The sequence below is a fragment of the Streptomyces sp. 11x1 genome (assembly GCF_032598905.1).
Classification (GTDB): domain Bacteria; phylum Actinomycetota; class Actinomycetes; order Streptomycetales; family Streptomycetaceae; genus Streptomyces.
The window spans coordinates 9,605,075-9,627,948 of the sequence record NZ_CP122458.1 but is presented as its reverse complement, the minus strand read 5'-3'; the positions used below and the strand labels follow the sequence as shown (position 1 = coordinate 9,627,948).

Below are 22,874 nucleotides of genomic sequence, written 5' to 3'. Positions count from 1 at the left end.
CGTCCATGATCGCGGTCGTGGTAACCCTCCGTGGCTCCAGCACGGAAAGTGATCCAGAACCCAGGTTCAGAGACCGCCGACAGTCCCCTGCCGCCTGGCCTGGTGACCGTCTCACGCGAGTTCACCGTGGCCTCGGGCCGCTTCGCTCCGGGCCATCTGGGCGAGTTGACCCAGGTCATACCGTTTGATCTCGTCGATGCTCTCCTGGACGAAACCCGCTGTGTTCAGCGCCGTTTACGGGATCTGCCTTCTCGGGTGGGGGTCTACTTCCTGCTCGCGATGTGCCTGTTCCCCGAGGTCGGCTACCGGCTGGTCTGGAGCAAGCTGACCGTGGCCCTGACGTGTGGCGGGCTCGAGGTCGCAGAGCCGACTGCGAAGGCCCTGCGCGACCTGCGTCGTCGCATTGGCACCGAACCGATGCGGCGCTTGTTCGGGGTCCTGGCCGGCCCGCTCGCCCGGCCGACGACTACCGGAGTGCGATTCGGGCCGTTCCGGATGGTTTCCTTCGACGGCTGCAGCTCGATCAAGATCCCCGACAGTGAGCGGAACGTCGAGTGGTTCGGAGCCGGCAGCCGCGGCGGCTACCCGATGCTGGAGCTGATGACCCTGGTGGAGACCGGCACCCGCGCCCTGATCGGCGCCGTGTTCGGCCCCACCAGCGACGGCGAGACCGCCTACGCAAGGCAGCTTCTGCACCATCTGGGCCCCGACATGCTGGTCCTGTGGGACAAGGGCTTCGACGCCAACGCCTTCCTCGCCGCCGTGGACGGCACCGGCGCCAAGTTCCTGGGCCGACTGCGTGCCAACCGCCGCACCCCGGTCCTGACCCGTCTCCACGACGGCTCCTACCTGTCCGTCATCGGCACCGTCCCGGTGCGTGTCGTGGAAGCACAGATCACCGTGAGCTGGGGCGATGAATCGTTCACCGGCTCCTACCGGCTAGTCACGACCCTGACCGACGCACGCCGCTACCCCGCTCCGACGCTCGTCGCCCTCTACCACCAAAGATGGGAGCACGAGTCGGCGTACTACGCACTCCGCCATACGCTCATGGACGGCCGAGTACTGCGCTCGGGCGACCCCACAGGAATCGAGCAGGAGATGTGGTCTCTGCTCGCCGTCTACCAGGCGTTGCGGACGGTGATGGTGGAAGCCGCCGAGTCCAGGCCCGGCACCGATCCAGACCGCTGCGGCTTCACCATCGCCATGGAGACCGCCCGTGACCTCGTCGTCCAGGCCGCCGGCATCATCACGCTCGCCAGCACCACCACCGACATCGTGGGTGTCATAGGCAACCGCGTCCTGGCCCAGCTCCTCCCGCCCAGGCGCCCCCGCATCAGCACCCGAAAAGTCAGGTCCCCGATCTCACGGTATGCCGAACGCCAAGACGACGGCCGTCCCAGTGCCAGCAGTTCGGTCACCCGCCTCGACGTCACCATCCTCGAACCCGAGCCCGACCTTCCCACCGTCTCCCACGACGACCGGTACGCCCCACCAGCCGACCGCCGCAGACAGCAGGTCCTGGACCTCCTCCACGCCGACCCCGGCCGCCACTGGCGCACCCGCGAACTCGCACGCCACCTCGGCAATATCACCCTCAGCACGATGTATCGCCAGCTCGACAGATGGGCCGCAAACGGACTCATCACCAAGACGGGACCCGCCACCTACGCCAGCCCGGAAACCGCATCAAGCACCTTGCCACCAGCGGAAACGCGCTAACTACCCGGCCTTGGAAGTTTCCCCGTGATCTTGGACACTGGATGGATATGCGGCGAGGGCGTGCTGTTGCCGCTGCCTGGTCTCGGTTGGGGTGAGGTAGCCGAAGATCCTGTGCTTGCGCAGGCGGCGGCGGTTGTAGAAGGTCTCCATGAAGTTGAAGACCTCGGCGCGGGCGGTGGCCCGGTCGGGCCAGGTCCGGGTGCCGGTCTCCTCCTTGAGCAGGGCCCAGAGGCTTTCAGCGGCGGCGTTGTCGAAGCATGATCCGGTGCGTCCGCAGCTCTGCCGCAGTCCCAACTCCCCTATTCGGTCCTGGAATTGGGTCGATGTGTACTCGCTTCCGCGATCACTGTGGATCACGCAGCCGGGCTGCAGGTGGCCCCGGCCGTGGGCCATGTCCAGGGCGTCGACGACGAGTTCGGCGCGGTGGTGGTCAGCCATGGCATAGCCGACTACCTCGCGGGTGGCCAGGTCCAGCCGGCAGGCGAGGTAGAGCCAGCCCTCGGCGGTGGGCAGGTAGGTGATGTCGCCGACCAGTTTGGGTTCCGGGCGTATCGGCGTGAAAGTCGCGGCCGATCAGGTCCGGGGCCGGCTTCGCCTTCTTGTCCGGCCGGGTCAGTGAGCGGTGCTTGCGGCGGGTGACGTCGCGGATGTCGCGCTCGCGCATCACCCGGGCTATGCGCTTGCGGTTCACCCGCCGCCCGAGGCGGCGCAGCTCGGCGTGGATGCACGGGACACCGTAGGTACGGCGGGAGGCGAGGTGCAGCACGGTGATCTCGTGCGCGAGTGCGTCGTCGGCGGCTTGGCGCCTGCGACGGGCAGCTTTGCCCTCGCACCAGGCGTAGCAGGAGGAGCGGGCCACACGCAGCACCCGGCACAGCAGGGCGATCGGGTAGTTCGCCTTCTCCGCATGGATCAACCGGGGCAACTCGCTCACCGGTCGTTCTCCTTCACGAAGAAGGCGGTCGCTCTTTTCAGGATCTCGATCGTCTGCTGCTGTTCGCGGTTCTCCTTGCGCAGCCGCCGCAGTTCCTCGCGCTCGGCGCCGGTCAGATCGCCGCTCCGACCCTCGCCCCGGTCGGCCTTGGCCTTGCGGTACCAGCCGCGCAGGGACTCCGAGCTGATGCCGAGTTCCCGGGCCACCGCGGTGACCGTCTTGCCCGAGGAGTCGACGAGCGCGATCGCGTCCCGCTTGAACTCCTCGGTGTACCGCTTCGTGTACTTGCTTCCCACCTGGTGCTACTTCCCCTCGAACCTCAGGTCCCAGTCTCCAGGTGTCCACGATCAAGGGGGGTGCGCCACGAGGCGTCGGGAGATCGAGCGGAGGTGAAAGGACTCCGCCGCCCGCCTGTCGTAGCAGGCGGGTGAAGCTGACGACAGCCTGACCTGGAGGAACGCCGGGAAGGGCGGCAAGCAGTCGTGACGAAGTCGGGTCGGCTCAGCACTGCCGGATGGGTCGGGCCCGGTGAGCGAGAGAGGAAGGTGCACGCGAGGAACCGGTGTTGTTACGCCTCTCGATAGCGTGCCAGCTCACTCAATCCGGTGGATATGGGCTGGTTGGCGGTGCGCAGCCGAGAGTCTTCCGCCCTGCCAGGGTGGTGACTGTCGGTGAACTCCTAGGCCGGTCTTCCCCTCCTGGGCCTGGGAGGCCACGGCGAAAGACTACGGCGTAACCGTGGCGATGCCGCAGGGGTATAGCCGGGCGCCTCACCTCTCGATCGATCAACGGTGAACGTGGGAACCGCCCGTGTGCCGTTCCTCCTCCAACGCCGCGTCCAGTGGCGGGAGTCGGGATAGACGCGTTGCCCGTCGAAGGGCGCGGGCGGGGCGGAGCCGCCGTAGTACTCCGAGGCCGGGAAAGCCGGTCGCACGGGGAAGGGCGGCAGCATGTCAGACAAGGAGAAGACTGCAATGACCGGAGATGCCCCGGTGAATACCGGGGCCGGGCCGACTGCGCCGTGGAGGCCAGGAGTCCCGGTACGGAGGATGCAGCTCAAGTTGCACCAGTGGGCGCAGGCGGATGCCCTGCACCGATTCGATGATCTGTACAACCTGGTCTTCGACCCGGCGTTCCTGATCGATGCCTGGCATCGAGTTGCGGGCAACGCCGGGGCGAAGACGGCCGGGATCGACGGGCTCACCGTGGCTGCGGTCGAAACCCGGCTGGGAGTGCAGCCGTTCCTGATGCAGATCCGGGACGAGCTCAAGGGGCGGACCTACCGCCCTGCACCGGTGCGGCGCACACAGATCCCCAAGTCCAACGGGAAGATGCGTGATCTTGGCATTCCGACCGTGAAGGACAGGGTCGTGCAGGCCGCGCTCAAGGCGGTGCTGGAGCCCGTCTTCGAGGCCGACTTCCTGCCGGTCTCCTACGGGTTCCGGCCCAACCGCCGGGCTCAGGACGCGATCGAGGAGATCATCTGCCTGACCCGCCGGGGCTACCACGTAGTCCTGGAGGCCGACATCGAGGCGTGTTTCGACAACATCGATCACGTTGCCCTGATGAACCGGCTGCGGACCAGGATCTCCGACAAGCACGTCCTGGCGTTGGTGAAAGCGTTCTTGAAGGCCGGGGTCATGCACCACGGCATCGCCAAGGACACCGCCACTGGCACTCCCCAGGGCGGGATTCTCACGCCCCCAACGCAATGGGCAACTTCTGCTTCGAGGTGACGCTCGGCTACCGCCGGCTGGAACTCCTTCCTCGCGCGGAGGGTAAGGGGCGTCACAATGGGTAGTAGGTTTGTGACATGGTGCGTGGTGATCGTGTCGATAGCGTCGAGTACGCCCGGCGGGTCAACGCCGCCGCGGATCTGGCCGGAGCGGGGGTGCCCGCGGCCGCAGCCGCCCGCACGTTGGCGAGTAGGTACGGGGTGTCGGTGCGTCAGGCACGCCGGTATCTGGAGCAGGCCATGGCTGCTGGCCGAGTCGAAGTCCCCGAGTCGAGCGTGGTGTTCACCGTCAAGCTGCCGGGGTCGCTGGCCGCGCAGATCCGCAGCCGTGCCCGCGAGAGTGACCAGGCGATCTCTGCGGTGGTGGCCCAGGCCCTGGCCGAGTTCCTTGAGCGGGGTGCCCCGGAGGGCCGGCCGCGGAGGTGAGCGGCCGGCGGGTTCAGGTGGAGGCGGTCTTCGACCGCCATGCGGCGGCGGACTTGGCCGCGGCCTACGCGGTGTTGGTTCCGCAGCGGCGGGTCCGGATGCAGGACCGCCTGGAGCAGGCAGGAGTGAGCGATGACAACCAGTGTGGCGATCTACGCCCGGGTGTCCTCGGCCCGGCAGAAGAAGGACCAGACGATCGGCTCGCAGACCGCGGCCCTGCGCGCGCACGCCGCCGAAAAGCGTCTTGAGCTGCCCGAGGAGTGGGTGTTCGAGGACGAGGGCCACTCCGGGGCGACCCTGGTGCGGCCCGCACTGGAGCGACTGCGCGATCTGGTCGCCCAGGTCGGCGTGGATGTGGTGCTGTGTTATGCACCCGACCGACTCGCCCGCAAGTTCGCCTACCAGGCTCTGCTGATCGAGGAGTTCGCCCGCGCCGGCACCCGGGTGGAGTTCGTACGCGGCCCGCGTGGTGACAGCCCCGAGGACCAGCTGATGGTCCAGTTCCAGGGCATGTTCGCCGAGTACGAGAAGGCCCAGCTGATGGAGCGCTACCGGCGCGGGAAGACCTACCGGGCCCGCTCGGGGTCCATCAACGTGCTGGGCGGTGCCCCGTTCGGCTACCGCTACCTGCGCAAAACCCCTGAGTGCGGGGCCACCTACGAGATCATCGAGTCCGAGGCGGTGCTGGTGGTGGAGCTGTTTCGCCGCTACACCGACGACGGGGCCTCCATCGCGGACCTGACCCGCTGGCTCACCAGCAGCAACATCCCCACCCGCACCGGCAAGACCCGCTGGGACCGCAGCGTGGTCTGGGGCATGCTCCGCAACCCCGCCTATAAAGGCCAGGCCGCCTTCGGCAAGACCCAGACCCTCCACGAGTCCCCGGGCCTCAACCGCCGGGCCCGTCTGGAGGGCCGCAGCACCCCCCGCGCAGTCAAGGCCGCCGACCGACCCCACGAGGAGTGGATCACCATTCCCGTTCCCGCGCTCATCACCCCGGCGACCTTCGAACGCGCCGCCCAGCGGCTCGCCGACAACAAACGCTTCGCCTCGCGCAACAGCAAGATCCCTTCCCTCCTTCAGGGCCTGTCGGCCTGTGTGAGCTGCGGATATGGCTACTACCGGACCTCGACCACCACATCGTCCGGCAAGAAGATCTACTACTACCGGTGCCTGGGCTCGGACGACTACCGCTACGAGGGTGGCCGGGTCTGCGCCAACAAGCCCGTCCGCGCCGACTACCTCGACACCGTCGTCTGGGACCACATCATCGGCATGATCGCCGACCCGCACCTGATCCGGACCGAGATCGACAAGCGGCTGGAACGCGCCCGCACCTCCGATCCCGCCACGCGGCAGCGCGGCCGGCTCGAACTGGCCCTGACCAAGGCCACCACAGCGATCACCCGCATGATCGAAGCGTTCCAGGAACAGCTGGTCACCCTCGACGAACTCCGCTCCCGGATGCCCGATCTGCGCGCCCGCGAGAGCAACCTGCGCGGCCAGCTCGCCGCTCTGGACGCATCGATCGCCGACCGGGACGCCTACCTCAAGCTCGCCGACGACCTCGAGGGCTTCCTCGCCCAGCTCCGCGACAACGCCGAAAGCGCCGAGGTCCCCGAACGTCAGCGCGTCCTGCGACTTCTCGTCAAGGACGTGCTCATCGGCCCCGAGAAGATCACCATCCGGCACCGCATCCCCGTCCCCGAACACGCCACCGACGACGGCCAACATCAAGATCAAGACGCTACGGAGGGTGACTCACGCCCGAGTTACCCATTGCGTTGGGGGCGTGCTCTCCCCGCTGCTGGCGAACATCGCCCTGACGGCACTGGACGAGCACTTTCACGGCCAGTGGAACTCCCGGATGGGCACCAGCTGGCAACGGGAGAAGCGCCGCAAGACCGGAGAAGGGAACTGGAGGCTGGTGCGCTACGCGGACGACTTTGTCGTCCTCGTCAGCGGTCCGGTCCACCGGGCCGAGGCCCTGCGCGAGCAGACAGCCAAGGTCCTGGCCCCGCTCGGACTGCGGTTGTCCGATGAGAAGACCCGCGTGGTTCACATCGACGACGGCTTCGACTTCCTCGGCCACCACATCCGCCGCCAGCGGAAACGTGGCACGAACAAGCAGGTCGTCTACACCCGGCCCTCGAAGAAGGCCATGCAGGCCATCGGAGACCGAGTGTCGGCGCGGACCTACAGACACACCCAGAACCAGAGCTTGGCAGCTCTCCTCACGAGCATGAACCGGGCCCTGGCCGGGTGGGCGACCTACTTCAGGCACGGTGCCTCGAAGAGGACCTTCAACGCGATCGACCACCACGCGTGGAACCGCATCGCCCGATGGCTCCTCCGAAAACACGGCATCCGCCGAAGCCAGCTGCGGCGCTTCTGCGACCACGGCTGGAGGTTCGCCGACGGAGAGGTGACGTTCACCGGCGCATCCAGCGTCGCGATCGTGCGCTACCGCTACCGCGGAGCACGTATCCCGACTCCGTGGACCATCGAACCCGCAGCCCGCAGAGGCTGACCACCGGGAAAGACATGTGGAGAGCCGGATGCGGTGAAAGTCGCACGTCCGGTTCGGGCCGGCGGCTCGGGGAAACGGAACAGCGGCAACGCAGTCACCGCGTCCCGAGCCGACCGCACAGGGACAGCGGTGGACGGTGCCCTGCAGGAGGCCAGGGAACAGTTCGAGGTCAACGTGTTCGGCGCAGCGCGCCTGACCCAGCTGGTCCTGCCGCACATGCGGGCGCAGCGCTCGGGAACCATCGTCAACATCACCTCGGTGGGTGGCCGCATGTGCACCTCACTGGGAGCCTGGTACCACGCCACGAAGTACGCGCTGGAAGCGCTCAGCGACTGCCTGCGCATGGAGCTCAAGCCCTTCGGGATCGACGTCGTGGTGATCGAACCGGGCGGGGTCAAGTCCGAGTGGGGCGGCATCGCCGCGCAGAAGGCCCGCGCCGTCTCCGGCACGGGCCCGTACACCCCGCAGGCATGACCAGATGGCAGTTGTCGCCAACATCTATCGCGCCGCCTCGGCGGTGCGGCAGCACCTGGAGAACTCCGTGCTGCGCGGAGTCGACCTGACCTGGACCGCCTTTGTGGTGCTCTCGATACTGCCGCTCGCCCGGCTGAGCAAGGCGAGACGCCGGCGCGCCACATAGCGGTCGGTGATGTCGAGGCTGGCCTCACAGACTCCGAGCGGCCGGCCGTCCTCGTCCTGAAGCCGGAAGTGGGAACACGACCAGACGCGTTCGTGAGCGGGGTCGAGGTGAGTGGGGCTGCGGTAGCGGACGTCGATCACGGGTGTGCCGGTGCGGGCCACGCGCTGGACGATCTCCTCGACGCTTGCTCCTCATCGCCGCCCCTGAGATGGGCGCAGGAGAGCTCCGGCTCATTCAATGCACCGGCCGCCCCCCTTGGTGACGTCTGCGCGCGATGGACCGCGAGGAGCCGGCGCAAGGCCTCGACACCCTCCGCGGTGCGGTTCGGTGCGCTGGACGTGACCTGGTGGAAGACCAGGCCGTCCAAGGCCGCGAAGACGATCTCCGTCATCTCCTGCGGCACGTCGAAGCAGGCCAGTGCCTCGCGGACGGCATCGCGGTAGGCGTCGTAGAGCAGGTCGACGTGGTGGCGCAGCTCCGGCCGCCGGCTGGATTCGAGCTTGAGCTCGAACTGGAAGGCCTGGAGGTCGGGGTCGGCCGCGATGAAGTCGGCCAGGGTGGCGGCGAAGTCCTCCAGCCTTCCGCTGGCGGGCACCAGCGAGGACGTCTCGATACTGCGGGTGACGCACCATCGCAGCGCCTCTTCGAGCAGCGTGTCGCGCGAGCCGAAGTGGTGGGCGACCAGTCCGTGCGTGACACCGGCCTCGGCTGCGACGGCACGATAGGTCAGTTTCCGCAGGCCGCCACGGGCCACCACCCTGACCGCCGCTTCCAGGAGAGCCCCCCGCCCTTCGCCGTAACCGGGCCGGGCCTCCTGGCCGACTTCTCCGTCTGTTTCCGCCTCGGCAGTCACTCGCCCTCCGCTCCCCCTGTCTGACCGTTCCCCGAGGGTCAATCTATCCTATTGACAAGTTATCCAGATGGATAGATTCTCGCTGCAGCGCACGTCTCCCCTCTCCACTGGAGTTCCCATGGCCATCCCCGAAGGACTGAGCACCACCCCGTTCGCTCCCCGCTACGCGGACCATGTCGAGGAGTGGATCGACGTCTATGGCAACGCCGTACCGCTGGCCATCGGTGATCCGGCTGAGGAGTACGAGGCCATCCGCACCGCTGTCGGGGCCTCCGAGTACTCGATGCTCTACAAGTGGCACGTCGAGGGAGAGGATGCGGTCGCCGCCGTCGACGCCGTCTTCTCGCGCAGCGTCAAGGGGTTGGGTGCCGGACGCATCGCCTACGGGGTCGTGGTGGATACCGACGGGATGATGCTGGACGACGTGACCGTGGCCGTCCTCGCGCCCGACCACGTCGTCGTCACCGGCGGCAACCCGGCCACCCAGCAGTCGCTGGCCGCGCACGCCCCCGCCGGGACCACGGTCACCGAGCGCCGCGACGAGTCCGCCGTCCTGACTCTGCAGGGCCCGCGCAGCCGCGACGTCCTACAAGGCCTCACCCCCGTGGATGTGTCCAACGCCGCGTTCCCCTACTACACCTTCCTGCACGACGCCCTCATCGCGGGCATTCCCGCACAGGTCAGCCGGCTCGGGTTCACCGCCGAGCTCGGCTACGAGATCCAGGTCCCGCGGGATCGCGCGCTGAAGCTGTGGGACGCGGTCTTCGAGGCCGGAGCGGACCTGGGGATCAAGGCCTTCGGCGCCATCGCCCTGCTGACCTGCCGCACCGAGGCCGGAATGATCATGGGAGAGCTGGAGTACGACCGCACGGTCACGCCGTTCGAGTGCCGGATGGGCTGGGCGCTGGACTTCGACAAGGGCCCCTTCCAGGGCCGGGACGCACTGCTGGCCAAGAAGGACAGCGCCAGCGGCCGTGTGGTCAGCGTCGTCGTGGACACCGCGCCGGAGGCCGCCGAGGGCGCCCGGCTGGAGCTGGACGGCCGGGACATCGGCTACGTGACGATGGCGCTGCCCTCCCCCGTCCTCGACAGCGCCACTCTCGGCCTGGCCCGGGTCCACCGCGACGCCGTGAAGTCCGGCACCGCGCTGACCGCCGTCGCCGCCGACGGCTCCAAGGCCGACGCCACGGTCCGGCCCACACCCGTGTACGACCCCGAGCGCGCCCGCGTGCAGGCCTGACCCGACGGAGATCCTGACGTGCAACGCTACATTCTCACCCTCCGCTGCCCCGACCAGCCGGGCATTGTCCACGCACTCGCCGCGGGCGTCGCGCAGGCCAAGGGCAACATCCTGGAGAGCGCCCAGTTCTCCGATCCCGGCACCGGCATCTTCACCATCCGTGTGAACCTGGAGACACCCGAGGCCGACACCGAGAGCCTGCGGGACGAACTCGCGCTGCGGCTGGCCCGCTTCGACCCGGTCCTGACGGTCCGGCCCGAGGAGCAGCGCCGCCGGGTGTTGCTGATGGTGTCGAAGTTCGACCACTGTCTGGTCGACCTGCTCTACCGCTGGGACCTGGGCGAACTGCCCGTCGACATCCCGTTGATCGTCTCCAACCACCCCGACCTGGAGCCCGTCGCGAAGCGGTACGGCATCCCCTTCGTCCACCTCCCCGTCACTCGCGACACCAAGCCGGAGGCGGAGGCCGAGCTGCTGCGGCTGGTGGCCGAACACCAGGTCGACTTCGTGGTGCTCGCCCGCTACATGCAGGTCCTCTCCGACGACCTGTGCCGCAAGCTGTCCGGGAGGGTCATCAACATCCACCACTCGTTCCTGCCGGGCTTCAAGGGCGCGAAGCCCTACCACCAGGCCCACGACCGGGGCGTCAAACTCATCGGCGCCACCGCCCACTTCGTCACCGCCGACCTGGACGAGGGCCCGATCATCGAGCAGGACGTCGCCCGCGTCGGACACCGTCACTCCGCGCCCGAACTCGTCGCGATCGGCAGGGACGTCGAGCGAATAGTGCTGGCCCGGGCGGTCCGGCTGCACGCGGAGGACCGCGTCGTCCTCACCGGCTCCCGCACCGTCGTCTTCTCCTGACAGCATCGAGAGGCTCGTACGACATGACCACCGCAACGCTGCTCGACGGGAAGGCCGCGGCAGCCGACACCAAACGTGAACTCGCCGAACGGGTGGAGATACTGAAGAGCCGGGGCATCGCTCCCGGCCTTGGCACCATCCTGGTCGGTGACGACCCCGCCAGCCACTCCTACGTCGGCGGCAAGCACCGCGACTGCGCCCAGGTCGGCATCGCGTCGATCCGGGTGGAGCTGCCCGGCACGGCGACCCAGGCAGACGTCGAGGCCGCCGTGCTCAAGCTCAACGCCGACCCGGCCTGCACCGGTTTCATCGTCCAACTGCCGCTGCCGGCCCACATCGACACCCACGCCGTGCTGGAGCTCATCGACCCGGCCAAGGACGCCGACGGGCTCCACCCCGCCAACCTGGGCCGACTCGTGCTGGGTGTGCCGGGGCCACTGCCCTGCACCCCACGCGGCATCATCGACCTGCTGCGGCGCAACCGGGTGCCCATCACCGGACAGCAGTTCTGTGTCATCGGCTGCGGGCTCACCGTGGGCCGCCCGCTCGGCCTGATGCTGACCCGCAGCACCGAGCACGCCACGGTGACCCTGTGCCACGAGGCCACTCAGGACATCGCTGCCCACACCCGCGTCGCCGACGTGGTCGTGGCCGCGGCCGGCGTGGCCCATCTGGTCAAGCCCGACTGGATCAAGCCGGGCGCCACCGTCCTGTCCGTGGGCATCACCCGGACCGTCGAAGGCATCCTCGGAGACGTCCACCCGGACGTCGACCAGATCGCCGGCTCCTTCGCGCCGCCGGTCGGCGGAGTGGGGCCGATGACCCGGGCCATGTTGCTGACCAACATCGTCGAGGCGGCGGAGCGCAGCGCCTGACGTCGGCACAGTGCGTGGGGGCAGGACCATGCGGTCCTGCCCCCACGCCGTCTGCGTCACCGTGCGGCCGGAGGGCCGCACGTACACCTACCCGCGACCGGAGTAGTCGGTGTAGCACTCCACCGGGTCCCCCTCGTAGTTCCAGGGCCACGGCGTCACCAGCCCGCCGACCGCGGAGAAGACCGGGTCCGCATCGCCGCTGCGGCCCGCGCGGACCAGGGCGTAGGCGAGCGTTCCCAGGTCCGCGACGGCGGCCGCGTGACGCAGGTGACCAGGTTGCAGCCAGTGGGCCATGCCGTGGTCCAGCAGTCGTGCGGTGTGCGGCTGCGACCAGTACCGGCTCACCCCCAGCGCCTGGACACCGCCGCTGCTTCTTTCGCGGTGGTACTGCCGCACAGCCGCCGTCAGGGGCAGGCATGCCGTCGGCGCGTCCCAGGGCATGACCGCGATGGCATCGTCGAGAAAGTCCCGCAGCGCGGCCTGGCTGCCCTGCTCCTCCGGGGAGAGGTAGTTCAGGATCTGCAGGTGCGCCTCCCGGTGCCATGGATCACGCGCGCGGATCTCCTCCCAGACGGGAGAAAGCTCAGCGCTCGGCCGGCCCAGAAGTCGCAGCGCCGCCAGCGCGGCCACCCACGGGGTCGGATCTGCCGGGGCGGCCTCGATGGCAACACGGCAGATCGCCAGGGCACCCCGCGGATCGGTCGCCAGTTCGGACCAGGTGGCCAGTACCAGGGCGTCCGGGTCGCGGGGCCGGCGTTCGCGCCAGGTCCGGGCCAGCGCGGGCGCGGCCTGCGCGAGGACCCCGACCCGGTGGCAGCGGCGGTCCCAGTCGTCACCGGTGTTCCGCAGGAGCCGCTCCATCTGGGCGACGGCGAGGTCCTGCGGTCCCGGTCCGCGGGCGGCGACGATGCCTCTCAGCACGCGGCCCAGCGGAACGTCGTCGAGTTCGGGGGCGAGGCGGGGTGCCTCTCGCTTGGGGCCGAAGAGAGCCATGTCCTTTGTCAGTGTCTGTGGTGGGCGGCGTCAACCAGTGCGTCGAACAGGGCCTGCTGGGCCGGGTCCCGGTCCGCGGTGTCCTCGGGGTGCCACTGCACCGCCGCGAACCACCCCGGGTGTCCGGGCAGTTCGAGTCCCTCCACCGTGCCGTCGGCGGCCCGCGCGGTGACCGTGAGCCCGACACCGAGGCGGTCGACGCGCTGGTGGTGGTAGCAGGAGGCCTCCGTCTTCTGGGCACCGGTGGCCTGTTCGAGCAGGGTGCCGCGCTCGATCGCGACCGGGTGCACGATGTGCCGGTGTTCGCGGTCCGCGCCGCCCATGTCCTGTTCCAGGCTGCCGCCGAGGGCGACGTTCACCACCTGCAGGCCGCGGCAGATCGCGAGCAGGGGCAGTCCCAGGTCCAGTGTCCGGCGGGCGACTTCGAGGTCGAACACGTCCTGGAGGTCGTCGACGTCGTAGACGCTGTCATGAGTGTCGATGGCGCCGTAGCGGTGCGGGGCCAGGTCTCCGCCGCCGGGGAGGAGCACGCCGTCGAAGCGGGCGAGCCGTTCGGCCACGTCGGCTGCGGCCGGGTCGGCGGGGTGGATGCTCACCGGCTCGCCCCCGGCCCGCCACACGGCCTCGACCAGCGCACGGGCGTTGACCTCGGCGGCGTAGCGGAGCGCGGACGTGGTGGCGGCGAACCGGGCCGGAATCGCGATCAGGGGTCGCGGGTGCGTACGGGTCACAGCTGGATCCAGGTGGTCTTCAGTTCGGTGTACTTCTCGATGGCGTGGGCGGACTTGTCGCGGCCGTTGCCCGACTGCTTCATGCCGCCGAAGGGGACGGTCAGGTCGCCCTCCTCGTAGCAGTTGACCCAGACCGTCCCGGCCTTGAGTGCGCACGCAACCTTGTGGGCGGTGGACAGGTCGGAGGTCCACAGGCCGGCGGCGAGGCCGTACTCGGTGGCGTTGGCGAGCCGTACTGCCTCGTCGAGGTCGTCGAAGGCGAGGACGGACAGGACGGGGCCGAAGATCTCCTCGCGGGCCAGCCGCATGCCGGGGTCGACCCGGTCGAACACGGTGGGCCGCAGGTAGCTGCCGCCGGTCTCGGCCAGGGCCCGGTCCCCGCCCACGCGCAGCCGGGCGCCCTCGTCCAGACCGGAGGCGACATGCTCCAGGACCCTGCCGAGGTGGCTGTCGCCGACCAGCGCGCCCATCTCGGTGGCCGGATCGAGCGGGTCGCCCACCCGCAGCTCGCGCGCCCGCGCCACGACGGCCTCGGTGACCTGTTCGGCGATGGAGGAGTGGACCAGCAGCCGGGAGGGGGCGGTGCACATCTCGCCCTGGTTGAAGAAGATCCCCCAGGCCGCGGTGGCGGCGGCCTTCTCCAGGTCGGGGGCGTCGGGCAGCAAGATGTTCGGTGATTTGCCGCCGAGTTCGAGCCAGACGCGCTTGAGGTTGGAGTCGGCGGCGTAGCGCAGGAAGTGGCGGCCGACGGCCGTGGATCCGGTGAACGCCAGGACATCGACGTCCGGGTGGAGGCCGAGCGCCCGGCCGGCCACCGGCCCGTCACCGGTCACGACGTTGAGGACACCCGGCGGCAGTCCGGCGTCGGTGGCGGCGCGGCCGAGCAGGAGGGCGGACAGCGGGGAGGACTCCGACGGCTTCAGGACGACCGTGCAGCCGGCGGCGAGCGCGGGCGCGACTTTCCAACTCGCCAACGTGAGCGGGAAGTTCCACGGCACGACGGCGCCGACGACACCGGTCGGCTCCCGGGTGACCAGGGCGAGCGCGTCCGGGGCGGTGTGGGGGGACTCGTCGGTGAGCTTGTCGGCGAGCTGCCCGTACCAGCGGAAGGTGTTGATCGCGGCGCGCAGCTCGATGGCGTAGGCGTCCGTGATGGGTTTGCCCATCTCCAGGCTCACGGTCAGTGCCAGTTCCTCGCGCCGCTCCTCCAGCAGCTCGGCGATCCGCAGCAGGACCCGGCCCCGCTCGGCGGGCGGCAGATGCGGCCACGGCCCGGTGTCGAAGGCGCGGCGCGCCGCCGCGACCGCGACATCGACCTCCGCCTCCCGTGCGTCGGCGACCTGGACCAGGCTCTGGCCGTCGCGCGGGGAGATCACGGCGAACGATCCACCGTCACCGGCTTCGCTCCTGCCGTCGATGTGGTGCTGCGTGGGCAGGTCGAGTTCCTTGGCGCGGCGCAGCAGTTCCTCGTGGGTGGCGTTCAGCACGCGCTCTCCCTCTCCGTCTCATCCGTTTCGTTTGGCGAAAACAACTCACGCGGTCCGGCAGAAGGCCGGATACGGCCGGGGCGCAGGCTCCGGCCGTATCGGTGAGGCAAAGCGGTGTTCAGTCGGCGGTCTGTGTCCGGGACCGCGTCAGCCGGGCGGCGACGACGCCGAGGATCAGCACCACCGGAACGGTGAGCTGGAGCCATATGGCCGTCGTCTGGTCACCGCCGATCAGCGTCGTGAAGTTGGCGATGATGAGCCAGATGGCACCCGCGATGCCGAGCGCGCCCAGGACGGGGGCGATCAGCGTGTTCCAGGGGCGGGTGTCGGCGCGTGAGCGGCGGAAGAACACGACGACCGAGACCGAGGTCAGGAAGTACAGCAGCATGATGCCGAGGACCGCGACCCCGCTGAACCAGGAGAAGAGGGTCAGCACCGGGTCCTTGCCCAGGATGGCGAAGGGCACCACGAGCAGCACCGCGATCGCGGTCTGCACGGCGCCAGCCACCCAGGGCGAGTGACGCCGGTTGACGGCGGTCAGTCCATGCGGCAGGAGCCCTTCGCGGCCGAGCGAGAACAGGTAGCGGTTGGCGGAGTTGTGGAAGGCCAGGAGGCCGGCGAACAGGGAAGTGGCCAGCAGGATCGGCAGCACGTCGCCCACCCAGCCGCCGAACAGGCCGGCGATCGGCGCGAAGACGAACGCCGCGCCGTCACCTCCCTCCAGCGCCTTGCCCGCCTCGGCCGCGGCCTGGGAGGCGCCGTGCGCGGAGACCAGCATCCATGAGGTGAAGGCGAAGAAGCCGGTGATCACCGCGACAGACACGTAGGTGGCCCGGGGGACGGTCTTGCGGGGTTCGCGGGCCTCCTCGCCATAGATGGCGGTGGCCTCGAAGCCGAACATCGACGCCACGGCGAACATCAGCGCCACGCCGGGAGCGCCCTGCAGCGCGGCGGACGGCGAGAAGCTCTCCGTGAGACCGAGCCCCTCGGGGCCGCCACCCGTGAAGAGGGTCACGAGGGCGAAGACGATCAGGATGCTGAACTCGGCGAGCACGAAGACGGCGAGGATCCTGGCGCCCATCTCGATGCCCGAGGCGCCGAGCACCTGCACGATCACCATGGTGACCAGCGCCCAGACCCACCACGCCACATGGGCCCCGGTGTACTGCTCGACAAGGCCGCTCATGATGCTTCCGTACAACCCGTACATGCACGCCTGGACGGCGCAGTAGGCGAAGAGCGCGACGGCGGCGCTGCCGGAGCCGGCCGAGCGGCCGAGCCCCTTGCCGATGTAGGTGTAGAAGGCTCCGGCGTCCACGACGTGGCGGCCCATGGCGACGAATCCGACGGAGAACAGCAGGATGATGACGCCGGCCGCGAGGTAGGCGGCCGGAGCGCCGGCGCCGTTGCCGATGGCGATGGCGATGGGCACGGCCCCGGCGATGCCGGTCAGCGGCGCCTGGGCGGAGAGAACGAAGAAGAGGATGCCGAGGACACCGAGAGAGTTGGGCTTGAGTCTGCCTGCTATGGATGCGTCATGAGCGGTCTGCGTGGCGACCGCGGTCTGACTGTCCACTCGAATCACCTGCCGGGGGACGGGGAGGGCGGATTTTTGTTTTAGGCCAAACGAGTTGCCTCATGGTGGGCTGGAACTATCCGTTTGGCAAGGGGTTGCGGTGAGATCCTTCTGCGGACGCGGAGGTCTTTACAGGACCGTGATTCAGGCGGCGGGCCGGTCGGCCGCGCCCCGGCGTACGAGTCGCACGACGACCGACTTCGAGGTCGGGGTGTTGCTGAGGTCGGCGGTGCTGTCCAGGGGTACCGGGACGTTGGTCTCGGGGAAGTACGCGGCGCAGCAGCCGCGGGCGGTCGGGTAGGACACGACCCGGAGGTCGGGTGCCACACGTTCGGCGCCGTCGGGGTACTCGCCGACCAGGTCGACCCGGTCGGCATCGGCCAGCTGGAGAGCGGCCAGGTCGTCGGGGTGGACGAAGACCACCCGGCGCCCTCCGTGGATGCCGCGGTAGCGGTCGTCGAGGCCGTAGAGGGTGGTGTTGTAGTGGTCGTGGGAGCGGATCGTCTGCAGAAGGAGCCGTCCCTCAGGCACGCGCATCACGGTCATCGGATTGACGGTGAAGCGGGCCTTGCCGGTCGCGGTCGGGAAGTGCCGGTCGTCCCGTGGCCCGTGCGGCAGGACGAACCCGCCCGGATGGCACGCGCCGGTTGAAGTCCTCGAAGCCGGGGACGACCCGGGCGATGCGGTCACGGATCAGGTCGTAGTCCTCCGCCATGGCTCGCCAGGGGACGCTTGGCGGCTCACCGCGAGCGGCGAGCACCCGCTGGCCAGTTCGCAGACGATCGCCGTCCCCGAGCGCAGCTCGGGCGAGGCGGGCGCCAGCGTGCCCCGGGAGGCGTGCACCGAGCTCATCGAGTCCTCGACGGTGACGCACTGCGGTCCGCCGCCGCGCAGGTCGGCCTCGGTGCAGCCGAGCGTGGGAAGGATCAGCGCCCGGCGGCCCGTGACCAGATGGGAGCGGTTGAGCTTGGTGGAGACCTGCACCGTCAGGGCCGTACGGCGCAGGGCCTGCTCGGTGACGGCGGTGTCCGGGGTGGCCGAGACGAAGTTGCCGCCCATGGCGAAGAAGACCTTCACCCTTCCGTCCCGCATGGCGCGGATGGTGTCGACCACGTCAAGCCCGTGGTGACGCGGCATGGGCAGGCCGAACTCCTTCTCCAGCGCGTCCAGGAAGTCGTCCGCGGGCTTCTCGTAGATCCCCATGGTGCGGTCGCCCTGGACGTTGGAGTGGCCGCGCACCGGGCAGACCCCGACACCGGGGCGGCCGATGTTGCCGCGCAGGAGGAGGAAGTTGACCACCTCGCGGATGGTCGGTACGGAGTGCTTGTGCTGGGTCAGGCCCATCGCCCAGCACACCACTATCTTCCGGGCCTTCAGCACGCGCTGGTGGATCCGCTCGATCTGCTCGCGCTCCAGGCCCGTGGCCTGAAGGACTTCCGCCCAGGGCGTGGCGCGCACGTCGGCCGCGAACTCCTCGAACCCGTCGGTGTGCTCCTCGACGAACGCACGGTCCACCACCGTACCCGGGGCCCGGTCCTCTGCCTCCAGTAGAAGCCGGTTCAGGGCCCGGAACAGAGCGAGGTCGCCGCCGAGGCGGATCTGTGCGAACTCGTCCGCCAGCGCGGTGCCCCGGCCGATCATCCCTGAGGGCCGCTGAGGGTTCCTGAAGCGCAGCAGGCCGGCCTCGGGCAGCGGGTTGACCGCCACGACGTGCCCCCCGCCCCGCTTCGTCCGCTCCAGGGCGGAGAGCATGCGGGGATGGTTCGTCCCCGGGTTCTGGCCCACGACAAGGACCAGGTCCGCCTGGTGCAGGTCGTCGAGCGAGACGCTTCCCTTGCCGATCCCGATGGTCTCGGACAGGGCCACGCCGGAGGACTCGTGGCACATGTTCGAGCAGTCGGGCAGGTTGTTGGTGCCCAGTGTGCGGACGAACAGCTGGTAGACGAACGCCGCCTCGTTGCTGGTGCGCCCCGAGGTGTAGAAGGACGCCTCGTCCGGTGAGTCCAGCGCGGCCAGTTCCCCTGCCACGATGTCGTACGCCTGCTCCCAGCTCACCGGCGTGTAGTGCCGCGCCCCGGGCGCCAGGTACATGGGGTGGGTGAGCCTGCCCTGCTGGCCCAGCCAGTAGTCGCTGCGCTCCAGCAGCTCCGCCACGCTGTGCTCGGCGAAGAAGGCCAGGATGACGCGGCGCAGTGTGGCCTCCTCGGCCACCGCCTTGGCGCCGTTCTCGCAGAACTCGGCGGCGTGCCGGTGGTCGCCCTCCGGCCAGGCGCAGCCGGGGCAGTCGAACCCGGTCTTCTGGTTGACGCTCAGCAGGGTCAGCAGGGTCCGCTTGGCGCCCATCTGGCGGCCGCCGTGTCGCAGCGACTGGACGACGGCCGGGATGCCTGCCGCGTACTCCTTGGGCGGACCGACGGTCAGACCGCTGTCGCCGGGGTCGTTCTCCGGTCGCCCGGACGCCATCGGTGACATGCCGCGTTCCCGTCTACTCGTGCACCGTGATGGCCTGGAGCGGACAGACCTCGGCGGCCTCGTACAGCTCCTCGGCGCTTGCCTCGTCCACGTCGGCCACGTAGACGTCCGTCGCCTGGGATCGCAGGGACAGGCGTCCCTCGTCGTCCAGCGCGAACAGGTCGGGGGCCGCGTACACGCACTGGCCGTGGTCCTGGCACTTCTTGAGATCGACTTCGATCTTCATGACGGCTCCTGTCTCTCGGAGGGGTCGGGGGATCAGAGGAAACGGACGGGGAGGTGGGTGATGGTGCGCAGGAACTCGGTGTGGGCGTAGGCGGGCTCTCCCGCCGGCTCGACACCGGAGAACCGGTCGACGATCGAGCTGAAGACGATGTCGGCCTCGGCGCGGGCCAGGACCTGGCCGGCGCAGCCGTGCATGCCGGAGCCGAAGGCCAGGTGCTGGCTGGCGGCGAGGGGGCGGGTGTGGTCGAAGGTGTCGGGGTCGGTGAAGACCTCGGGGTCGCGGTTGGCGGAGGCGATGAGCAGGGCCAGCGCCTCTCCGGCCGGGACGGTGGTGTCGCCGATGACGGTGTCCTGTGTGGTCAGGCGCACCACCATCGATTCGGGTGTGTCGATGCGCAGGATCTCGTTGATGATGCCGGGCCGGGCCTCGGGCTCGTCGCGGTAGGCGGCGAACAGCTCGGGGCGCTGCGTCATCAGCCAGATGCCGTGGTTGATCAGGTGCTTGACGTCGAGATGGCCCACGGCGAAGAACAGGAAGATGGTGTGGACGACCTCTTCCTCGGTCATCCTGCCCTCGTTCTGCGCGGCGATGAACGCGTCGATCAGTCCCTCGCCGGGGTGTGCCCGCTTGTCGGCGACGAGCCGGCGGATGTGCTCGGCGAACCAGGCGAACGCCTCCGCGGTGGCGCGGGCCTCCTCGTCGTTGCCGCCGGGGCCGAGGCTCAGTCCGATCTCGTAGGTCCTGCGCTGGATGGTGTCCATCTCGGCCGGCTCGATGCCGAAGATGTGGCAGGTGGTCTCGAAGGTGCACTTCAGCGAGAGGCCGTCGGCCGCGTCCAGGGTGCCGTCGCCCTTCTCGACCTCGTCGAGCACGGCCTCCACGGAGGCGCGCATCACCTTGGACCACTCCTCGACCGCCTTGGGCGTGAACCAGCGGTTGGTGATCCTCCGCAGCCGCGTGTGGTCGGGGGCGTCCTTGCCGAGCATGGTGTGGTGGATCGGGGCGGCCGGTCCGAAGTCGAGCTGCTCCACGCTCAGGGTGGGGTTGCGGATCAGCCGGGCGACGTCCTCGTAGCGGGAGACGACGTACAGGCCGACCGGATGCCGGTAGACAGGGTGCTCCTGCCGCAGCCGCGCGTAGTACGGGTACGGGTCCGCACGGAAGCCGGGGTCACGGAAGGGCAGCAGGTCCTCGGTGGAGGACGCGAGTCCGGCGGTGGTGACGGTCATGTCGTGGCACTCCTCGTATCGGGCGCGAGGCGGAGGGGGAGCTCGGGAGTGGAAGAAGGAGGGGCAAACCAAAGGGCCCCGTACGGCGAGAATTATCCACACGGATAATTTCGTCAATGCTTCGCGGGCATGTAATCAACTCTTTACGTCGCCAGAAGCAGCAGATGAGTCCCCGTCGCCGGCGACGGGGACTCATCCTGACCTGCTGTTATGGCAGAGATTGCCGCTAGGGCGACTACTTTGCGTCTCCAAGCGGCCGGGTCAGCAGTGACCGCAGCTCCTTCAGCGCAGCCTCGGTGACCTCCGGCTCGTCGAGCACCAGCTGGTGCAGCACGAGACCTTCCAGGGCGGCGAAGACGAGCCGGGTCAGGGCAGGGCTGGTGCCGTCGGGCAGGCTGCGGGACAGTTCCCTCTCCGTGGCCTGGAAGTACTCGTCGTACAGCGCGCGGATCTGCGGCAGCAGCTCGGGCCTGCGCCGGGATTCGAGCATGAGCTCGTACTGGAACGTCTGCAGGGCCGGCGCACGCGTGACCATGTCCGCAAGTCCCGCCGCGAAGTCGGCGATGTCGCCCGTGCCGGGCTCCAGGGAGCTCGTACTCGCACTGGTACGCACCGCGTGTTCCAGGGCTGCCTCGATCAGCGCGTCCCGCGAGCCGAAGTGGTGCACCACGAGCCCGTGCGTGACACCCGCCTCCTCCGCGACGGCGCGATAGGTGAGCTTGCGCAGCCCGCCCCGGGCCACCACCCGCACGGCCGCGTTGAGCAGGGCCTCACGGCCGGTCCCGTAGTCCACGCGCTTGCGGGGCCTGACGGCCGGCTTCTCGGCGGAATCGCTCATGAGCGCGACCCTACCCGTACGCCGGGACCGGCAGACCCTCGCAGGAGCGTCAGCGCTTCGGCGGGCGGATGCCGCGGAACTCCCAGTCGCCGCCGAGCGCGGTGGACAGCACCTCCTCGGACTCGGTGGGCTGCGCGCCGACGTCGGCGCGGACGGGAGTGGGGCCGGTGACGACGTGGTTGGTGAGCCGCCCGAGGCCCTCCACCTCGACCTCTACGACGTCACCGGGCCGTACGGGCCGGGAGTTGGCCGGTGTGCCCGACAGGAGGACGTCGCCCGGGTACAGGGTGATGGTGCGGGCGATGTCGGCGACGAGGTAGTGCATGTCCCATTGCATCTCGTCGGTCGAACCGTCCTGGACGACCTCGCCGTTGACATACGTCCGCAGGCTCTTGCCGTGGAAGTCCCAGTCGGTGACCAGCCCCGGACCGAGCGGGCACAGGGTGTCGGAGCCCTTGACCCGGAGCATCGAGCCGGCGTCGGTGTCACGGAAGTCGTGCAGGCCGTAGTCGTTGGCGATCGTGTAGCCGGCGATGTACTCGCCCGCTGCGGCCGGGGAGATGTTGCGCGCGGTCTTCCCGATGACGATGGCGACCTCGCCCTCGTAGTTGAGCCACTTGCAGCCCTCGGGCCGGACGATCGCGCCCTTGTGGGCGTTGAGGGCCGAGGTCGGCTTGTGGAAGTAGGTGGGCGTGGCCGGCAGCTCGATCCCGAACTCCTCGACGCGGCTACGGTGGTTGAGGTGGACGGCGATCACCTTGGAGGGGACGACCGGCGGCAGGTGGTGCGCCTCGTCGGTCTTGACGCGGCGGCCGTCCCCGGCGACCAGCTCGTCACCGTCGACGGTGACCTGGACGGCGGCGCCGTCGAGCACGCGCAGGAGACAGGAACAACGATACTTTCAGCCCGAATTCGCCCCGGATTCGACCCGAACGGCTGCAGCCACCAGCCCGTCGTAAGGACCCCTCTCATCGCGAAGCCACGGGCCCAGTTTCGGCCGGGTCATCGGGTCGGTAGCGCCCGACACCTCCCAGTCATCGGCCCAGCCGATGATGTGGCCCCCGACAGACGTGGCAGCGGTCAGCACGCCCTCCCGTTGCCCCTCCGGCGACGACGTCGCGAGCTTCATCCGCGACAGACGTCGCACGCCGAGCAGACACTTCCTGCATCCGCCGTAGGGGCGTTCGATCATGTTCAGGTCCGTACCGCGCAGGACATCTCCGTTTCGAACACGCGAGGTACGGAGATCTGGCGGCCACACCCAGGACGATCCTGCTCAAGCCAGCAATCTCACCCCAGGAAGCTCAGTCGAACCTGACGGTTGACATTGTCTTTATTGGTGTCCACCAAACTCCGTTAAGACAACCCCGATGGTACCGAGCCGCGCCACAGAGGATCGGGCATGGCTCGACGCAGTCGCGAAGGCTCGAAGGCAATCGGCTGACGCTGCCTGCCCCAAAGAGCGCCCCTGCGCTCCCGGAGGCTACGGTGACGCCGGGTCCG

General features: G+C 69.2%; 23 protein-coding genes and 4 pseudogenes. 11 read left to right on the top strand and 16 right to left on the bottom strand.

Features of this window, described 5'->3' with window-relative positions:
- Positions 1-102 precede the first annotated feature (102 nt).
- Complete coding sequence (locus P8T65_RS42310; RefSeq protein WP_316730762.1) at positions 103-1,722, top strand: IS4 family transposase; 1,620 nt, start codon at positions 103-105, stop codon at positions 1,720-1,722.
- Here the strand turns inward: P8T65_RS42310 and P8T65_RS42305 are convergent, their stop codons facing one another.
- Genes P8T65_RS42305 through P8T65_RS42295 form a run of 3 tightly spaced genes read right to left on the bottom strand, consistent with a single transcriptional unit; the run spans position 1,723 to position 2,952 of the window.
- Entirely contained in the window at positions 1,723-2,235 is a 513-nt protein-coding gene (locus P8T65_RS42305) for a DDE-type integrase/transposase/recombinase (protein ID WP_316731893.1), read from the bottom strand.
- Positions 2,153-2,656, bottom strand: a complete 504-nt coding sequence (locus tag P8T65_RS42300) for an IS3 family transposase (RefSeq protein ID WP_316730761.1) — start codon at positions 2,654-2,656, stop codon at positions 2,153-2,155. Before P8T65_RS42300 ends, P8T65_RS42305 begins: the two co-directional genes overlap by 83 nt.
- A complete protein-coding gene (locus P8T65_RS42295) occupies positions 2,653-2,952 on the bottom strand; it encodes a transposase (RefSeq protein ID WP_316730760.1) in 300 nt (99 codons plus the stop codon). Before P8T65_RS42295 ends, P8T65_RS42300 begins: the two co-directional genes overlap by 4 nt.
- Positions 2,953-3,606: 654 nt before the next feature.
- Here P8T65_RS42295 and P8T65_RS42290 point away from each other — a divergent pair.
- The 7 genes and pseudogenes from P8T65_RS42290 to P8T65_RS42265 form a co-directional block, all read left to right on the top strand.
- Positions 3,607-4,392, top strand: a complete 786-nt coding sequence (locus P8T65_RS42290; RefSeq protein ID WP_316730759.1) for a reverse transcriptase domain-containing protein — start codon at positions 3,607-3,609, stop codon at positions 4,390-4,392.
- A gap of 77 nt (positions 4,393-4,469) precedes the next feature.
- A complete protein-coding gene (locus tag P8T65_RS42285) occupies positions 4,470-4,817 on the top strand; it encodes a hypothetical protein (RefSeq protein ID WP_316730758.1) in 348 nt (115 codons plus the stop codon).
- A gap of 132 nt (positions 4,818-4,949) precedes the next feature.
- Positions 4,950-6,074: pseudogene (locus P8T65_RS47540) on the top strand (recombinase family protein); the annotation flags it as partial.
- Positions 6,075-6,573: 499 nt separating this feature from the next.
- Positions 6,574-6,855: pseudogene (locus P8T65_RS47535) on the top strand (reverse transcriptase domain-containing protein); the annotation flags it as partial.
- 15 nt (positions 6,856-6,870) lie between these two features.
- The gene (locus P8T65_RS42275) at positions 6,871-7,347 is read left to right on the top strand and encodes a group II intron maturase-specific domain-containing protein (RefSeq protein ID WP_316730756.1); all 477 of its coding nucleotides are present in this window, start codon (positions 6,871-6,873) and stop codon (positions 7,345-7,347) included.
- A gap of 33 nt (positions 7,348-7,380) precedes the next feature.
- Positions 7,381-7,821: an SDR family NAD(P)-dependent oxidoreductase gene (locus P8T65_RS42270; RefSeq protein WP_399102438.1), complete on the top strand. Its 441-nt coding sequence runs from the start codon at positions 7,381-7,383 to the stop codon at positions 7,819-7,821.
- A gap of 4 nt (positions 7,822-7,825) precedes the next feature.
- Positions 7,826-7,942 (top strand): annotated as a pseudogene (locus tag P8T65_RS42265) (MarR family transcriptional regulator); the annotation flags it as partial.
- 101 nt (positions 7,943-8,043) lie between these two features.
- On the opposite strand, the pseudogene P8T65_RS47530 reads toward P8T65_RS42265, so the two are convergent.
- Together P8T65_RS47530 and P8T65_RS42260 are read right to left on the bottom strand one after the other, a co-directional pair.
- Positions 8,044-8,127: pseudogene (locus P8T65_RS47530) on the bottom strand (hypothetical protein); the annotation flags it as partial.
- Positions 8,124-8,840, bottom strand: a complete 717-nt coding sequence (locus P8T65_RS42260; RefSeq protein ID WP_316730755.1) for a TetR family transcriptional regulator — start codon at positions 8,838-8,840, stop codon at positions 8,124-8,126. The pseudogene P8T65_RS47530 and the gene P8T65_RS42260, both read right to left, overlap by 4 nt.
- 118 nt (positions 8,841-8,958) lie before the next feature.
- Between P8T65_RS42260 and P8T65_RS42255 the strand changes: the two genes are divergently transcribed.
- Genes P8T65_RS42255 through P8T65_RS42245 form a run of 3 tightly spaced genes read left to right on the top strand, consistent with a single transcriptional unit; the run spans position 8,959 to position 11,819 of the window.
- Positions 8,959-10,080: an aminomethyltransferase family protein gene (locus P8T65_RS42255; protein WP_316730754.1), complete on the top strand. Its 1,122-nt coding sequence runs from the start codon at positions 8,959-8,961 to the stop codon at positions 10,078-10,080.
- Positions 10,081-10,098: 18 nt separating this feature from the next.
- Positions 10,099-10,944, top strand: a complete 846-nt coding sequence (purU, locus tag P8T65_RS42250) for a formyltetrahydrofolate deformylase (RefSeq protein WP_316730753.1) — start codon at positions 10,099-10,101, stop codon at positions 10,942-10,944.
- Positions 10,945-10,967: 23 nt separating this feature from the next.
- Positions 10,968-11,819, top strand: coding sequence for a bifunctional methylenetetrahydrofolate dehydrogenase/methenyltetrahydrofolate cyclohydrolase (locus P8T65_RS42245; protein ID WP_316730752.1), 852 nt, complete (start codon positions 10,968-10,970; stop codon positions 11,817-11,819).
- An 87-nt stretch (positions 11,820-11,906) separates the two neighbouring features.
- Here the strand turns inward: P8T65_RS42245 and P8T65_RS42240 are convergent, their stop codons facing one another.
- From P8T65_RS42240 to P8T65_RS42195, 11 genes are all read right to left on the bottom strand, one after another.
- Positions 11,907-12,812, bottom strand: a complete 906-nt coding sequence (locus P8T65_RS42240) for a hypothetical protein (RefSeq protein WP_316730751.1) — start codon at positions 12,810-12,812, stop codon at positions 11,907-11,909.
- An 8-nt stretch (positions 12,813-12,820) separates the two neighbouring features.
- On the bottom strand, positions 12,821-13,543 hold the full coding sequence (locus tag P8T65_RS42235) for a gamma-glutamyl-gamma-aminobutyrate hydrolase family protein (protein ID WP_316730750.1): 723 nt from the start codon (positions 13,541-13,543) through the stop codon (positions 12,821-12,823).
- The gene (locus tag P8T65_RS42230; RefSeq protein WP_316730749.1) at positions 13,540-15,030 is read right to left on the bottom strand and encodes an aldehyde dehydrogenase; all 1,491 of its coding nucleotides are present in this window, start codon (positions 15,028-15,030) and stop codon (positions 13,540-13,542) included. The genes P8T65_RS42235 and P8T65_RS42230 overlap by 4 nt, the downstream gene beginning before the upstream one ends.
- Positions 15,031-15,148: 118 nt before the next feature.
- On the bottom strand, positions 15,149-16,606 hold the full coding sequence (locus P8T65_RS42225; protein ID WP_316730748.1) for an APC family permease: 1,458 nt from the start codon (positions 16,604-16,606) through the stop codon (positions 15,149-15,151).
- A 144-nt stretch (positions 16,607-16,750) separates the two neighbouring features.
- On the bottom strand, positions 16,751-17,296 hold the full coding sequence (locus tag P8T65_RS47525; RefSeq protein ID WP_399102431.1) for a molybdopterin dinucleotide binding domain-containing protein: 546 nt from the start codon (positions 17,294-17,296) through the stop codon (positions 16,751-16,753).
- A 3-nt stretch (positions 17,297-17,299) separates the two neighbouring features.
- Complete coding sequence (locus P8T65_RS42220; RefSeq protein ID WP_399102428.1) at positions 17,300-19,078, bottom strand: FdhF/YdeP family oxidoreductase; 1,779 nt, start codon at positions 19,076-19,078, stop codon at positions 17,300-17,302.
- Positions 19,079-19,091: 13 nt separating this feature from the next.
- Complete coding sequence (locus P8T65_RS42215) at positions 19,092-19,304, bottom strand: ferredoxin (RefSeq protein WP_316730747.1); 213 nt, start codon at positions 19,302-19,304, stop codon at positions 19,092-19,094.
- Between the two features lie 32 nt (positions 19,305-19,336).
- A complete protein-coding gene (locus tag P8T65_RS42210) occupies positions 19,337-20,533 on the bottom strand; it encodes a cytochrome P450 (protein ID WP_316730746.1) in 1,197 nt (398 codons plus the stop codon).
- Positions 20,534-20,768: 235 nt separating this feature from the next.
- A complete protein-coding gene (locus P8T65_RS42205) occupies positions 20,769-21,371 on the bottom strand; it encodes a TetR family transcriptional regulator (RefSeq protein ID WP_316730745.1) in 603 nt (200 codons plus the stop codon).
- A gap of 49 nt (positions 21,372-21,420) precedes the next feature.
- Positions 21,421-22,251: a fumarylacetoacetate hydrolase family protein gene (locus P8T65_RS42200; protein ID WP_316731892.1), complete on the bottom strand. Its 831-nt coding sequence runs from the start codon at positions 22,249-22,251 to the stop codon at positions 21,421-21,423.
- Between the two features lie 21 nt (positions 22,252-22,272).
- A complete protein-coding gene (locus P8T65_RS42195) occupies positions 22,273-22,563 on the bottom strand; it encodes an integrase (RefSeq protein ID WP_316730744.1) in 291 nt (96 codons plus the stop codon).
- Positions 22,564-22,874 lie beyond the last annotated feature (311 nt).